A 15,411-nucleotide genomic window follows, 5' to 3' on the forward strand; every position below is an offset into this window, starting at 1 on the left:
GTATACCGGCCGGGAGAGACATGGGACGCGCAGGCAGCTGGACGGGCAACTGGCGCACGGCCGTGCCCGTGGCGGGCGGGGCCGTCGTACTCGGACTGGGCGGCCTGTACGCCACGGGACTCGTGACCGGCGGCGACATCGCCCAGGGCACGCACGTGCGCGGGGTGGACATCGGTGGCATGAGCCGGGCGGAGGCGCGGCAGGCGCTGGCCGCGCGCTTCGGCCCCGGCGCCGCGGCGCCGCTCGTGCTGAAGGTCGGCGACCACGAGGAGCGGGCCGCTCCCGCCGCGCTCGGGCTCTCCCTCGACACCGAGGCGACCCTCGACCGCGCCGGCCGCACCGGCTACGGACCGGTCGCCGTCATCGGCGGGCTCCTCGCCCCCGGCGACCGCGAGATCGAGCCCGTGGTCCGCCTCGACGAGGAGGCCGGCCGGACCGCGCTCGACCGCATAGGTGAGACCGCCGAGCAGCCGGTCCGTGAGGGGGCGATCGCCTTCGAGAAGGGCACGGCGAAGGCCGTCGCCGCCCGGCCCGGCACCACGCTGGTCGAGGACCGCGCCCTGGACCGCCTCCGCGAGGCGTACCTGAAGCCGGATGCCGGACCGGTCGAGCTGCCCGTCGAGCACACGCGGCCGCGGATCGGGGCGGACGAGACCGGACGGGCCATGCGCCAGTTCGCGCGGCCGGCGATGTCGGGCCCCGTCACGCTCACCGTCGACGGCAAGCGCATACCCATCAGCCCCGCCGTCCTCGGCGCGCACCTGAAGATGACCGCTGACGGCACGAACCGTCTCGTGCCGTCCCTGGACTCCAAGGGCCTGCTCGCCGACCCCGCCGTGGCCCGCCCGATCGAGGAGGCCACCCGGATCCCCCGCGACGCCGAGCTCGGCGTCGGCGCGGACGGCCGCGTGGTCCTCGGGGACCCCGGCAACCCGGGCCGACAGGTCAACCAGGCCGCCCTCGGCCGGACCGTGCTGCCCCTGCTCACCCGCTCGGGCGCGGCCCGCAGCGCCGAGCTCCCCACCGTCGAGGTCCAGCCGGACCTCACGAGCGCCGAGGCGCAGCGGCTCGGCATCAAGGAGAAGGTCTCCTCCTTCACCGTCGAGTTCCCGGCCGCCCCGTACCGCACCACGAACATCGGCCGGGCCGTGGAGCTCATCAACGGCTCGGTCGTCATGCCGGGGGAGGAGTGGAGCTTCAACCGCACCGTCGGCGAGCGCACCCCGGAGAACGGCTTCGTCGACGGAATCATGATCAACGACGGCCAGTACGTGAAATCCCCCGGCGGCGGCGTCTCGGCCGTGGCCACCACCATGTACAACGCCGTCTTCTTCGCCGGCCTGAAGCCCGTGGAGCACGGGGCCCACTCGTTCTACATCGAGCGCTACCCCGAGGGCCGGGAGGCCACCGTCGCCTGGGGCACCCTCGACCTGCGCTGGATCAACGACTCCGGCCACGCGCTGTACGTCCAGGCCCAGTCCACCGACACCTCGCTGACCATCACCCTGCTCGGCACGAAGAAGTACGACGAGATACGGGCGACCCAGGGGCCGCGCACCAACGTCACGGAGCCGGGCAAGCGGACGGGCAGCGGACCGCTCTGCGAGGTCCAGACCCCGCTGGAGGGCTTCGACGTCACCGTCGGCCGTGTCTTCGTACAGGGCGGCCGGGAGGTCGGGCACGAGGAGTTCAAGACCCACTACACGCCGCGCGACGAGGTCACCTGCACCCCGGAGGCCGAGCCCACGGCGCCGCCCACGGGGTCGCCCACGGGGTCGCCCACCCCGCCGGCGAACGGGCAGGCCACCGCGTCGGCCGGCGGTCAGGCCGCCGCGCCGGCCCCCTCCGCCGAGCCCGCGGACGGCCCCGCGGCGGCTCCCGTCGGGTGACCGTCCGGCTCCGCCGGGTGCGCTTCGCGGGTACACGGGGCCGGGAGGTGCTACAACTGGGATCGTGACCCTTCCTCGCCACCCGTGCCGGGCACGTCGGTGCGGTCACCCCTAGGCAACAGAACCAGAAGCGTCGCCGGCCAGGTGTTCGTCCTCCAGGTGGCGATCGTGGTGTTGCTCGCCGCCGGCGCGCTGCTGGCCCTGGTGCTCCAGTCGCGACACGACATCGACCGCGAAGCACGCAGCCGGTCGGTGGCCGTCGCCGAGACCTTCGCGCATTCTTTGGGACTCCAGGAGGCCCTGAAGACGTCCGACCCGTCCGCCATCCTGCAGCCGCTCGCCGAGGCGACCCGCAAGGACGCGGGGGTGGACTTCATCGTCGTGATGGACACCGAGGGCATCCGGTACACCCACCCCCAGCCCGACCGCATCGGAAAACGCTTCGTCGGCACCACCGAGCCCTCGCTCGCCGGACAGGTCCACACCGAGAGCGTGCAGGGACCGCTCGGCAAGGAGATCCAGGCGGTCGTGCCCGTCACCGCGCCCGACGGCGAGGTCGTCGGCCTGGTCTCGGCGGGCCTGACCGTGAAGAACGTCACCGGTCTCCTCGACCGTCAGCTGCCCGTCATCCTGCTCGCCATCGCCACCGGCCTGGCCCTGGCCACCGGCGGCACGGCGCTGATCAGCCGGAGGCTGCGCCGCCAGACCCACGGGCTCGGCACGCAGGAGATGACCCGCATGTACGAGCACCACGACGCGGTGCTCCACTCCGTGCGCGAAGGGGTGCTGATCATCGACGGCGAGGGACGGCTGCTGCTGGCGAACGACGAGGCCAAACGGCTGCTCGGGCTACCGGACGACGCCGAGGGCCGCCACGTCGGCGAGGTGCCCGGCCTGGACCGCCGCATGGCGGATCTGCTGATGTCCGGCCGGGTGGCCACCGACGAGGTGCTGGAGACCGGGGACCGGCTGCTCGTGGTCAACCAGCGGCCCACCCACACCCGGGGCCGCGCGGAGGGCACCGCGGTGACCATCCGCGACTCCACCGAGATGCGGCTGCTGACCAGCCGGGCCGAGACCGCCCGCAGACGGCTCAAGCTGCTCTACGACGCCGGGGTCGACATCGGCACCACCCTGGACGTGGAGCGGACCGCCGAGGAACTGGCCGCCGTCACCGTCCCCCGGTTCGCGGACTACGTCACCGTCGACCTGGCCGACGCGGTGCTCGACGGCGACGAGCCCGGTCCGGGAGCCGACATGCGGCGCACGGCCGTCGCCGGCATCCGCTCCGACCACCCCCTCTACCCCCGCGGCCGGCTGATCGACTTCCTGCCGTCCACCCCGCAGGCCCGCGGCTACGGCACCGGCGAGGCCGAACTGGTGCCCGACCTGGCCGAGGCGCCGGGCTGGCAGGCCCAGGATCCGCCGCGCGCACGGGCCATCGTCGAGTACGGGATCCACTCGCTCATCGCGGCCCCGCTGACGGCCCGGGGCGTCGTCCTCGGAGTGGTCAACTTCTGGCGCTCGGAGAAGCCGGAGCCCTTCGACGAGGACGACCTGTCCCTGGCCGAGGAACTCGTCGCCCGCGCGGCCGTCAGCATGGACAACGCCCGCCGCTACACCCGCGAGCACGCCCTCGCCGAAACCCTCCAGCGCAGCCTGCTGCCGCGCGCCCTGCCCGAGCAGAGCGCCGTGGACGTGGCCCACTTCTACCTGCCCGCCCAGTCCGGGGTGGGCGGCGACTGGTTCGACGTGATCCCGCTCCCGGGCAGCCGCGTCGCCCTGGTCGTCGGAGACGTCGTCGGGCACGGGCTGCACGCCGCGGCCACCATGGGGCGGTTGCGCACGGCCGTGCACAACTTCTCCTCCCTCGACCTGCCCCCCGACGACCTGCTGGCCCGCCTGGACGACCTCGTACAGCGCATCGACCATGACGACACCGGGGACGGCGAGGGCAACAGCACCGGCGTCCTCGGCGCGACCTGCCTGTACGCCGTCTACGACCCCGTCTCCCAGCGCTGCACCATGGCGCGGGCCGGGCACCTGCCGCCCCTGATGGTCACCCCCGACGGCACGGCCCGCATCGTGGAACTGCCGACCGGGCCCCCGCTCGGCCTCGGCGGCATGCCCTTCGAAACCGCGGAGGTGTACCTGGAGGAGGGCAGCCAGCTCGTCCTGTACACCGACGGGCTGGTCGAGGAACGCTCCCGGGACATCGCCGAAGGGCTGGAGCTGCTGCGCACCACGCTGAGCCGGCCCGGCCGGGACCCGCGCGAAAGCTGCCGGGCCGTGCTCGACGTCCTGCTGCCCGACCGGCCCGGCGACGACGTGGCGCTGCTCGTCGCACGGACCCGGACCCTCGGCCCGGACCGGGTCGCGCAGTGGGACGTGCCGCCGGACCCGAGCGCCGTCGGCGTCGTACGCAACGCCGCCGCGGGCAAGCTCGAGGAGTGGGGCCTGGGAGAACTCGGCTTCGCCACGGAGCTGATCCTCAGCGAACTGGTCACCAACGCCCTGCGCCACGGCCGCGCGCCGGTCCGGGTGAGGCTGCTGCACGACCACACGCTCACCTGCGAGGTGTGGGACGGCAGCAGCACCGCCCCGCACCTGCGGTACGCCGCCACCACGGACGAGGGCGGGCGCGGGCTCTTCCTGGTGGCGCAGCTCAGCGAGCACTGGGGCACCCGGTACACGCCCGAGGGCAAGGTCATCTGGGCGGAGCAGGTGCTGCCCGGCCCCTCCTGACGGAAATCTGCACACGGTGTGCGCGAACGGGTCCGCCCATGTTCACCGCCGCGCGGGATGTCGGACATGTCCCCTGCGATTGATGAGCTTATGTCCGTTATCTCCCCGGCTGGCCGGAGCCCCCGTAATTCCGTTACTCGATCTCGCACAGAAGCTGTGACCATTCGGTGAACGAAGCGCCACACGCGCCATTCGGGGAACTCACCGGCCCGTGAGAGGGCGTCAACGGGATTGGCCCGGCCACCCGTTCGCGTGCTTACATCGTGCCCGCTGCGGCCGTTGTGAGATTGCGGCCGAGTTCCCCCTGCAACCGAAAGGTGCGCATCATGCGTGACAACATCGAGACCCGTGAGATCGACGACACCGAGCTGGACGCCGTCTCCGGCGGTGTCATCAGCGTCTCCGGCGGTCTGGCCGGCGCCGTGACCAGCGACGTCAATGGCGTGGCGGGCCTCGTGGGCTCCCTCGACACCGTCCAGGCCGCGCACGGCCTCGTCGCGGGCGTCCCCGGCCTGGTCTCGGGCGTCACCGGCGTTTCCGTGAACCTCGGCCGCGCCGGTCTCTGAGCCGATATCGCATGAACCCCGGAGCGTCCCCCACGGCTCCGGGGTTCACGCAATTGCGTCCACGCGGTCGAACGAATGCAGCTGAACGAATGCGGTTGAAGGAATAGTCGTGCAGTTTCGCCAAAAGGCTCTTTCCAAGCTGCAATCACCCGAAGAACTCGACCTGCCCGTACGCTTCGCCCGCCCGCAAGGGCGGCTCGTCCTCGCCGTCACGGTCCTGGTCGTGGCCGCCGCCACCTTCTGGGCCGTCACCGGCACCGTCTCCTCCAAGCTGAGCGCACCCGGCATCCTCACCCGCGCCGAGGGCAGCTACGTGCTCCAGAGCCCGGTCGCGGGCCAGGTGACCGAGGTCCTCGCCGAGGCGGGCCGGCTGCTGCCCCCCGGCGCGCCCCTGCTCACCGTCCGCACGGAGCAGGGCGACCGGCCCGTCCGCGCGGTGACCGGCGGCCGGCTGACGACACTGGTCGCCCGGGTGGGCTCGGTCGTCACGACCGGCGCCGACGTGGCGACCCTGGAACACGCCAAGAACCCGGACGACCCCCTGGTGGCCGTGCTCTACGTGCCAGGCACCGGCGGCGCGTCGATCCCCGTGGGCGCCCCCGTCGACCTGACCGTCCAGTCCGTCCCCCAGCGGCAGTTCGGCGTACTGCGCGGCCGCGTCACCGCCGTCGGCCGCGCACCCCAGACCCCCGCGCAGATCAGCGGCTTCCTCGGCGACAAGGCCCTCGCCGAACAGTTCTCCCGGCAGGGCAACCCGGTCGCGGTCCTGGTGGAGCTGGAGCGCTCCGCCACCACGAAGTCCGGCTACCGGTGGTCCTCCACGGACGGCCCCCCGTACGCCGTCGACTCCACCACCCCGGTCACCGGGTCCGTTCGCCTCGCCGTGCAGCGCCCCGTCGACTGGCTGCTGCCGTGACCGCCCCGCGCAGAGCCGCCCCGAGCCGCTCCCGCCGCAGGTCCGCGCCCGCACCCCGGGCCCGCAAGGCCCCCCGGGGCCGGGCGCCGCGGACCGTACGCACCCCCACCGTGCTCCAGATGGAGGCCGTGGAGTGCGGAGCCGCCGCCCTGGCCATGGTGCTCGGCCACTACGGCCGCCACGTCCCCCTGGAGGAGCTGCGCATCGGCTGCGGCGTCTCCCGTGACGGCTCGCGCGCCAGCAACCTCCTGAAGGCCGCCCGCGGCTACGGTCTGAAGGCCAAGGGCATGCAGATGGACCTGGCCGCGCTCGCCGAGGTCAGCGCCCCGGCCGTGCTCTTCTGGGAGTTCAACCACTACGTCGTCTACGACGGAACGGGCCGCCGCTTCGGCCGCCGGGGCGTGTACGTCAACGACCCCGCCAAGGGGCGCCGGTTCGTGCCCATGGACGAGTTCGACACCAGCTTCACCGGAGTCGTGCTCACCTTCGAGCCCGGCGAGGGCTTCCGCCGCGGCGGCCGCAAGCCGGGCGTACTGGGCGCCATACCGCCCCGGCTGCGCGGCACTTCGGGCACCCTGGCCGCCGCCGTCCTCTCCAGCCTCCTGCTGGTGGCCGTCGGCGCCTCGGTGCCCGCCCTCAGCCGCACGTACATCGACATGTTCCTCATCGGCGAGCAGACCTCGCTGCTGGGCGTGCTGTTCGCGGCCATGGCCGTCACCCTGGTCCTCACCGCCGTGCTCACCGCGCTCCAACAGGCCAACCTGCTGCGCGGGCGCATCATCTCCTCCACCCTGAGCAGCGCCCGCTTCCTGCGGCACCTGCTCCGCCTCCCGGTCACCTTCTACTCCCAGCGCAACCCCGCGGACCTGGTCCAGCGGCTGCAGTCCAACGACGCCGTCGCCGAAACCCTCGCCCGGGACCTGGCCGCCGCGGCCGTGGACGCCGTGGTGGTCGTCCTCTACGCCGTGCTGCTGTGGACCTACGACCCGCAGCTCACCGCCGTCGGCGTGGGCGTGGCCCTGCTCAACGTGGTGGCCCTGCGCATCGTGATCCGGCTGCGGGCCACCGGTACCCAGAAGCTGCGCGCCGAGAGCGCCCGGCTGACCAACACCTCGTACAGCGGTCTCCAGCTCATCGAGACGATGAAGGCCACCGGCGGGGAGAACGGCTTCTTCCGACGCTGGGCCGGACAGCACGCCGTCACCCTCGACGTCCAGCAGCGGCTCGGGGTGCCCGGCGCGTGGCTGGCGATCGTCGCGCCCGCCCTCGCGGCCCTCAACAGTGCGCTGATCCTCATGATCGGCGGTGTGCGGGCGGTGGAGGGGTACCTGTCCGTCGGCCTGCTCGTCGCCTTCCAGGCCCTGGTGACGAGCTTCACCGCGCCGATCTCCCGGCTGGGCGGTGTCGCCGGCCGGATCCAGGACTTCGCGGCCGACGTCGCCCGCCTCAAGGACGTCGAGAACTTCCCCGTCGACCCGGTCTTCTCCCGGCGCGAGCCCGCCGCCGGCACCCGCCGCCTCAAGGGCCACGTGGAACTGGACAACGTCACCTTCGGCTACAGCCCGCTGGACGCCCCGCTGCTCAAGGACTTCTCGCTGTCGGTCGGCCCTGGGCAGCAGGTGGCGCTCGTCGGCGGCTCCGGCAGCGGCAAGTCCACCGTGTCACGGCTGATGTCCGGCTTGCACACCCCCTGGCAGGGGGCCATCCGCATCGACGGGATGCGGATGGAGGACATCCCGCGCAGCGCGCTCGCCGCCTCCGTTTCCTTCGTCGACCAGGACGTGTTCCTCTTCGAGGGCACCGTCCGCGACAACGTCACCCTGTGGGACCCCTCCGTCCCCGACGAGGCCGTCATCGCCGCCCTCGAGGACGCCGCCGTGCACGACGTGGTCGCCCGCCGCCCGGGCGGCATCCACAGCCGCGTCGAACAGGACGGCCGCAACTTCTCCGGCGGCCAGCGCCAGCGGCTGGAGATCGCCCGGGCCCTCGTGCGCCGCCCGAGCGTCATGGTCCTCGACGAAGTGACCAGCGCCCTGGACGCGGTGACCGAGCAGACCGTCATCGACAACCTGCGCCGCCGCGGCTGCGCCTGCGTGGTCATCGCCCACCGGCTGAGCACGGTGCGAGACAGCGACGAGATCGTCGTCCTCGACCGGGGCACCGTCGTGGAACGCGGCCGGCACGAGCACCTGGCCGCCGCGGGGGGCCCGTACGCGGCCCTGGTCAAGGAGCACTGAAGTGACGTACGCCCACCAGGCCGTACCCGCCGGCGCACCGTGGGACGGCGCCCCGTACGCACCAGGCGCCCCGGGCGCAACGGGCACCCCGGGCGCAACGGGCACCCCGTACGACCCCGTCGTCGCGGCCCTGGGCGGGCTGGGCGCGCCGGTCGACTGCACGGGCCTGCGCAGCCTGTCCCTGGAAGGCCCGCTCGTCCTGTGGCTCGTCGTCCACGGCGGGCTGGACCTCTTCGCCGTCGACGCGGCGCGGGCCGGGCACTGGCACTTCCTGGGCCGGCTGGAGCCCGGCACCCTGCTCCAGGGTCCGGTCGACGGACCCGAGCACACCCTCGTCGCCCGCCCCCTGCAAGGGTGCCTGCTGCGCCGCATCGAGCTGCGCGAACTGCCCGCCGCGGACCACGGCGCACCCTCCCCGCACGGCTGGACCGACCAGGGGGAGTACGGCGCCCCGGCCGCGCACCCCAGCCCGCTCGAGGACGCCTTCGCCCGCGGCATCGGACGCGGCCTGCGCGCGCTCTACCAGGCACCGCTGGACGGCCGCGCCGCCGCCGGACGGGGCGGGGCCGACGACGACATCCTGTGGATGCACGTCACCCCCGGCGGCGTGCGGTACGGCGCCGTGTACGAGCAGGGCGCGGCCGGCACCCTCCTCCTCGACCCGGCGATGTGGCAGGGCATGGTGGACCAGCAGTACCGGCTGCTGTACGCCCTCGACCGCTCGATCGAGGAGCTCGAGCGCGCCCACGAGGACCGGATGGCGGCGGGCATCGAGGCCGGCCAGGCAGCCCGCACCCAGGCCGACCACACGCTGCTGGCCGCCATCGGCGGCCCCGGCGGCCGGTCCCGCCACCGGGGCGCGAGCGCCGACGCCACCCTCGCCGTCTGCCGCCTGGTCGCGGGCGAGGCCCGCATCACCCTGTCCGAACCGGGCGGGACGGGCCCGGACCCCGAGCGCACCGACCCCGTCGAACGCATCGCGACGGCCTCCCGGGTGCGCACCCGCGTCGTCCGCCTCGGCGGCCGCTGGTGGCGGGAGGACGCCGGCCCCCTGGTGGGCCGGCGGGAGAAGGACGGAGCCCCGGTCGCCCTGCTGTGGCGGCGCGGCCGCTACGAGGCCGTCGACCCCGCCACCGGCACCCGCGAACGCCTCGACAGCCGGGGCGCGGCCGCCCTCGAACCGCGCGCCGTCATGTTCTACCGCCCGCTGCCCGCCGGGCCGCCGGGCCTGGCCGCCCTGCTCCGCTTCAGCTTGCGCGGCACCGCGCCGGAGCTGCGCCGCCTGGCGCTCGGCGGACTGGTCGCCGTGCTCCTGGGCGCGCTGGTGCCCGTCGCCACCGGCCGGGTGCTCGGCCGCTACGTCCCGCAGGGCGAGACCGGCCTCATCGTGCAGACGGCGATGGCCCTCATCGCGACGGCCGTCGTCGCGGCCGCCTTCATGCTGCTGCAGAACCTGTCCGTCCTGCGCCTGGAGGGCCGCATCGAGGCCACCTTGCAGCCGGCCGTGTGGGACCGGCTGTTGCGGCTGCCCGCCACCTTCTTCACCGGCCGGTCCACCGGCGAACTGGCAGGCGCGGCCATGGGCGTCAGCGCCATCCGCGGCATGCTGTCCGGGACCGGCGCGGTCTGCGTCCAGGCCCTCGCGGTCGCCGCGATGAACCTGGTCCTGCTGCTCGTCTACAGCGTGCCGCTGGCGATGGCGGCGCTGGCCATGCTCGTCGTCGTGGCGGCGGTCTTCCTGGGCCTCGGGCTGTGGCAGCTGCGCTACCAGCGCCGGCTGGTCAGGCTCGGCAACCAGCTGGGCAACCAGGCCTACCAGACCCTGCGCGGGCTGCCCAAGCTGCGCGTCGCCGCGGCCGAGAGCTTCGCCTACGCCGCCTGGGCCCGGGAGTTCGCCCGTACCCGCGAGCTGCACCAGCGCATCGGCCGGGTGCAGAACGTGACCACGGTGCTGGGCGCGGTGTACCTGCCGCTGTGCACGCTGGTGATGTTCGCGCTGCTGGCGGGGCCGGCGCGCGGAAGCATGTCCGCCGCCGAGTTCCTCACCTTCAGCACCGCCCTGACCATGCTGATGTCCTCGGTCACGCAACTGACCGGCGCCCTCGTCTCGGTCGCCGCGGTGGTGCCGATGTTCGAGCAGGTCAAGCCGCTGCTCGAGGCGGCTCCCGAGGCGGGCCGGGCCGGCGTCGCGCCGGGCGGGCTGACCGGCGCCCTCGAAGCCAAGAACCTGTCCTTCCGCTACACCGAGGACGGTCCGCTCGTCCTCGACGGCGTCGACTTCCGGGTGCGGCAGGGGGAGTTCGTCGCGATCGTCGGGGCCAGCGGCTGCGGCAAGTCCACGCTGCTGCGGCTGCTCATCGGCTTCGACAAGCCCGCCTCCGGCAGCGTCCTGTACGACGGCCAGGACCTGGCGGCGCTCGACCCGGCGGCCGTGCGCCGCCAGTGCGGGGTCGTCCTGCAGAACGCGCAGCCCTTCACCGGCTCGATCCTCGACTGCATCACCGGCGCCGAGGCCTTCTCGCTCGAGGAGGCGTGGGAGGCCGCCGCGATGGCGGGACTGGCCGAGGACATCAAGGCCATGCCGATGGGCATGCACACCATGCTCTGCGACGGGGGCGCCGCCGTCTCGGGCGGCCAGCGCCAGCGGCTGATGATCGCCCAGGCCCTGATCCGCAAACCGCGCGTCCTGTTCTTCGACGAGGCCACCAGCGCGCTGGACAACGAGGCGCAGCGGGTGGTCATCGAATCCACCCGGGCCCTGCGCGCCACCCGCGTCGTGATCGCCCACCGGCTGTCCACGATCATGGACGCCGACCGGGTGATCGCCATGGCGGACGGCCGCGTCGTCCAGCAGGGCACGCCCGCTGAACTCCTCGCCGACGCGACGGGCCTGTTCCACGAGCTGGTCCGCCGCCAGCTGGGCTGACCCGGCGCGGGGCCGGCGAGGTCGGCCACACTCGAGGCTTCAACGCGAAAACTCTCGATGACGCACTAGAATGGCAGGTTGTTCGGCGCCGGACCGGAACAACCCGGGCAATCCCGGACTCCGCCGGCGACCCGGGACGCATGTCCGGGAACGAGACGCGAGGGCCGATGGCAGCCACACCAGAGCGCGGTGACAGCACTCTGCTCGACGACGGGGCAGTGCCCGACGCAGAAGCGCTCGAGGAGTCCGGGAAATCCGCCCGGTTCTCCGCGGGTCCCGCGGCCCCGGCGCGCACCCTCGTCGACATCCTCGACGCCTCCGTACGGGCGTACCCCGACGAACCCGCCCTGGACGACGGCACCGCCCAGCTCACCTACCGGGCGCTGGCCGCCGAGGTGGAGCGCAGAAGGCACGCCCTCGCGGCCGCCGGAGTGCGGCTCGGCGACCGGGTCGGCGTGCGCGTGCCCTCAGGGACCAACGAGCTGTACGTGGCCATCCTCGCCGTGCTCGCCGCGGGCGCCGCCTACGTGCCGGTCGACGCGGAGGACCCGGACGAACGGGCCGAGCTGGTCTTCGGCGAGGCCGGAGTGCGGGCGGTGCTGGGCGCCGGACAGCGCGTCGAGGTCACCGGCTCCCGGGACGCCGCCGGAGCCGGAGCCGAGCCCGTCGCCGAAGGCGCCGCCGCCCCCGCCGCCCGGCCCGGCCCCGAGCACGACGCGTGGATCATCTTCACCTCCGGCTCCACCGGCAAGCCCAAGGGCGTCGCCGTCAGCCACCGCAGCGCCGCCGCCTTCGTGGACGCCGAGGCCGCGCTCTTCCTCGCCGAGGAGCCGATCGGACCCGGCGACCGGGTCATGGCCGGCCTCTCCGTCGCCTTCGACGCCTCCTGCGAGGAGATGTGGCTGGCCTGGCGCTACGGCGCCTGCCTCGTCCCCGTCCCCCGCTCCCAGGTGCGCAGCGGCGCCGACCTCGGCCCCTGGCTGGTGGAACAGGAGATCACCGTGGTCTCCACGGTGCCGACCCTGGCCGCGCTCTGGGAGCCCGAGGCCCTGAACGAGGTCCGGCTGCTGATCTTCGGCGGCGAGGCCTGCCCGCCCGAGCTGACCCAGCGCCTGGTCACCGAGGGCCGCGAGGTCTGGAACACGTACGGCCCCACCGAGGCCACCGTCGTCGCCTGCGCCTCCCTGCTGACCGGCGAGGAACCCATCCGCATCGGCCTCCCGCTGGCCGGCTGGGAACTGGCCGTGGTCGACGAGTCCGGCGAGCCGGTGCCGATGGGCGGCAGCGGCCAGCTCGTCATCGGCGGCGTCGGCCTCGCCCGCTACCTCGATCCCGAGAAGGACGCCGAGAAGTACGCCCCGCTGGAATCCCTCGGCTGGCAGCGCGCCTACCGCAGCGGCGACCTCGTCCGCGCCGAACCGGAAGGACTGGTCTTCCTCGGCCGCGGCGACGAGCAGATCAAGCTCGGCGGCCGCCGCATCGAGCTCGGCGAGGTCGACGCCGCGCTCCAGGCCCTGCCCCGCGTGGCCGGCGCCGCCGCCGCCGTACGCACCGCGCGCAGCGGCAACCAGCTGCTCGTCGGCTACCTGGTCACCCAGGAGGGCTGGGACCGGGCGGCGGCCGTGGAGCGGCTGCGCGCCGAACTGCCCGCCGCCCTCGTACCGCTGCTCGCGCCCGTCGGGGAGCTGCCCACCCGCACCTCCGGCAAGGTCGACCGCGACGCGCTGCCCTGGCCGCTGCCCGACCTGGAGACCGCCGGCCCCGCCGAGCAGCTGTACGGCACCGAGGCCTGGCTCGCCGAGCAGTGGACCGAGACCCTCGGCGTGACCGTCGCCGGCCCCGCCGACGACTTCTTCGCCATCGGCGGCAACAGCCTCGCCGCGGCCCAGCTCACCACCCGGCTGCGCGCCCGCTACCCGAGCGCGGCCGTCCTCGACATCTACCAGCAGCCCACCCTGCGCAAGCTCGCCCGGCGGCTGGAGAAGTCCGTACAGGACGACGGCGCGGCCCGCACGATCGCGCCGGTCCCGCTCCGCGCCAAGGTGATCCAGTCGCTGGTGCTGCTCCCGCTGTTCACCCTGGTCGGCCTGCGCTGGACGGTGGCGCTGCTGGCCCTCGGCAACGTCCTGCACCTGTTCGGGCCCTATCCGTGGGCGCCGACCGCCTCCTGGTGGCTCGTCGCCGCCGGCGCGGCGCTGCTCTACAGCCCGCCCGGCCGCCTCGCCCTCGCGGCGGGCGGCGCCCGCCTGCTGCTGCGCGGGGTCAGGGCAGGACGCCATCCGCGCGGCGGGAGCGTCCACCTGAGGCTGTGGACGGCCGAGCGGCTGGCCGAGTACGTCGGCGCGACCTCCCTCACGGGCTCCTGGCTGGAGCGCTACGGCCGCGCCCTCGGCGCCAAGATCGGCCCCGAGGTGGACCTGCACTCGCTGCCCCCGGTCACCGGCATGCTCAAGCTCGGCCGCGGCTGCGCCGTGGAGTCCGAGGTGGACCTCTCCGGGTACTGGCTGGACGGGGACCGGCTCGAGATCGGCCCGGTCAAGGTCGGTGCGGGCGCCGTCGTCGGCACCCGCAGCATCCTCTTCCCCGGCGCGCGGGTCGGCAAGCGGGCCGAGGTGGCCCCCGGCTCCGCCGTCGTCGGACAGATCCCCACCGGCCAGCGCTGGGCCGGAGCGCCCGCCGGGAAACTCGGCAAGGCCAAGCGGAACTGGCCCAAGGAGCGCCCGCCGCGCGGGGCCCACTGGCGCGCCATGTACGGGGTGACCGGCTTCGGCCTCACCGCCCTGCCGGTGCTCGCCACCCTGCCCGCCCTGCTCGTGGTCGGCCGGTTCGTCCCCGCCGACGCCGGGCTCACCCAGGCGCTGGCCGGAGCGCTGCTCGCGGTGGTGCCCGGGGCGCTCGCGTTCGGCTTCGCGTACGCGCTGCTCCTGCTGGTCTCCGTACGCCTGCTCAGCCTCGGCCTGCGCACCGGGAACCATCCGACGCACAGCAGGGTCGGCTGGCAGGCCTGGACCGTCACCCAGCTGATGGACCTCTCCCGCGAGACGCTCTTCCCGCTGTACGCCGGGCTGATCACACCGGTGTGGCTGCGGCTGCTCGGCATGAAGATCGGCCGGGGCGCGGAGGTGTCCACCGTCCTCGCGCTGCCGAGCCTCACCACCGTCGGGGAGGGCGCCTTCCTCGCCGACGACACCCTGACCGCCCCCTTCGAACTGGGCGGCGGCTGGGTGCGGATCGGGCACTCGGAGATCGGCCGCCGGGCCTTCCTCGGCAACTCCGGCATGACCGCGCCGGGCCGTACCGTCCCGGACGACGGGCTGGTCGGCGTGCTGTCCGCGACCCCGAAGAAGGCCAAGAAGGGCAGCTCGTACCTGGGCCTGCCGCCCGTGAAGCTGCCGCGGTCCGCCGCCGACGCCGACCAGAGCCTGACCTACGACCCGCCCGCGCGGCTGCTGTGGGCGCGCGGCCTGGTGGAGCTGTGCCGGCTCGCCCCCGTCTTCTGCTCGGCGGCGCTGGCCGTCCTGACGGTGGCCGCGCTCTGCGCGCTCGTCACGGCCGGCGGCCTGGGGATCTGGGGGACGGCCCTGCTGTCCGGGGCGGTCCTGCTAGCCGCCGGCGTGGCCGCGTGCGCGGTCTCGGTGGCCGCGAAGTGGCTGCTGGTGGGCCGCCACCGGACCGGCGAGCACCCGCTGTGGAGCGGCTTCGTGTGGCGCAACGAACTGGCCGACACCTTCGTCGAGGTCCTGGCCGTGCCGTGGCTGGCGGGATCGGTGCCGGGCACGCCGGTGCTGGCCCTGTGGCTGCGCGCACTGGGGGCCAGGATCGGCCGCGGCGTGTGGTGCGAGAGCTATTGGCTGCCCGAAACGGACCTGGTGGAACTGGGTGACGCGGTCAGCGTGAACCGCGGCTGTGTGTTGCAGACACACCTCTTCCACGACCGGATCTTGAGGACGGATACTGTGGTCCTCCATGAGGGCGCCACCCTGGGCCCGGGCGGAATCGTCCTGCCCGGGAGCACGGTCGGGGCCCGCAGCACCCTGGGTCCCGCCTCCCTCGTGATGGCCGGGGAATCCGTGCCCGCCGACTCCCGCTGGCTGGGCAATCCGATCGAGGCGTGGCGGTCCTGACAGGGCCA

7 protein-coding genes are annotated in these 15,411 nt (G+C 74.0%); all 7 read left to right on the top strand.

Features of this window, described 5'->3' with window-relative positions:
• The first annotated feature begins 20 nt into the window (after positions 1-20).
• The 7 genes from BGK67_RS27205 (at position 21) to BGK67_RS27235 (ending at position 15,403) form a co-directional block, all read left to right on the top strand.
• A complete protein-coding gene (locus BGK67_RS27205) occupies positions 21-1,889 on the top strand; it encodes a VanW family protein (protein ID WP_079154397.1) in 1,869 nt (622 codons plus the stop codon).
• A gap of 144 nt (positions 1,890-2,033) precedes the next feature.
• Complete coding sequence (locus BGK67_RS27210) at positions 2,034-4,634, top strand: SpoIIE family protein phosphatase (protein WP_208948756.1); 2,601 nt, start codon at positions 2,034-2,036, stop codon at positions 4,632-4,634.
• Between the two features lie 326 nt (positions 4,635-4,960).
• Positions 4,961-5,200, top strand: a complete 240-nt coding sequence (locus BGK67_RS27215; protein ID WP_069922546.1) for a hypothetical protein — start codon at positions 4,961-4,963, stop codon at positions 5,198-5,200.
• Positions 5,201-5,309: 109 nt separating this feature from the next.
• Complete coding sequence (locus BGK67_RS27220; protein WP_069922547.1) at positions 5,310-6,116, top strand: HlyD family efflux transporter periplasmic adaptor subunit; 807 nt, start codon at positions 5,310-5,312, stop codon at positions 6,114-6,116.
• Between the two features lie 119 nt (positions 6,117-6,235).
• The gene (locus BGK67_RS27225) at positions 6,236-8,353 is read left to right on the top strand and encodes an NHLP family bacteriocin export ABC transporter peptidase/permease/ATPase subunit (protein ID WP_069922548.1); all 2,118 of its coding nucleotides are present in this window, start codon (positions 6,236-6,238) and stop codon (positions 8,351-8,353) included.
• Positions 8,354-8,483: 130 nt separating this feature from the next.
• Entirely contained in the window at positions 8,484-11,279 is a 2,796-nt protein-coding gene (locus tag BGK67_RS27230; RefSeq protein ID WP_069924138.1) for an NHLP bacteriocin export ABC transporter permease/ATPase subunit, read from the top strand.
• A gap of 167 nt (positions 11,280-11,446) precedes the next feature.
• Positions 11,447-15,403 (top strand): Pls/PosA family non-ribosomal peptide synthetase, encoded by a 3,957-nt coding sequence (locus BGK67_RS27235; RefSeq protein ID WP_069922549.1) that lies wholly within the window; start codon positions 11,447-11,449, stop codon positions 15,401-15,403.
• Positions 15,404-15,411: the final 8 nt, after the last annotated feature.

Origin of the sequence: Streptomyces subrutilus, assembly GCF_001746425.1 — a bacterium.
In the GTDB taxonomy this organism is placed as follows: Bacteria; Actinomycetota; Actinomycetes; order Streptomycetales; family Streptomycetaceae; genus Streptomyces; species Streptomyces subrutilus_A.

Bases quoted from the DNA above. Each gene is read 5' to 3' on its own strand.
- BGK67_RS27205 (WP_079154397.1), top strand. From the start codon at position 21: ATGGGACGCGCAGGCAGCTGGACGGGCAACTGGCGCACGGCCGTGCCC.
- BGK67_RS27215 (WP_069922546.1), top strand. From the start codon at position 4,961: ATGCGTGACAACATCGAGACCCGTGAGATCGACGACACCGAGCTGGAC.
- BGK67_RS27225 (WP_069922548.1), top strand. From the start codon at position 6,236: ATGGAGGCCGTGGAGTGCGGAGCCGCCGCCCTGGCCATGGTGCTCGGC.
- BGK67_RS27235 (WP_069922549.1), top strand. From the start codon at position 11,447: ATGGCAGCCACACCAGAGCGCGGTGACAGCACTCTGCTCGACGACGGG.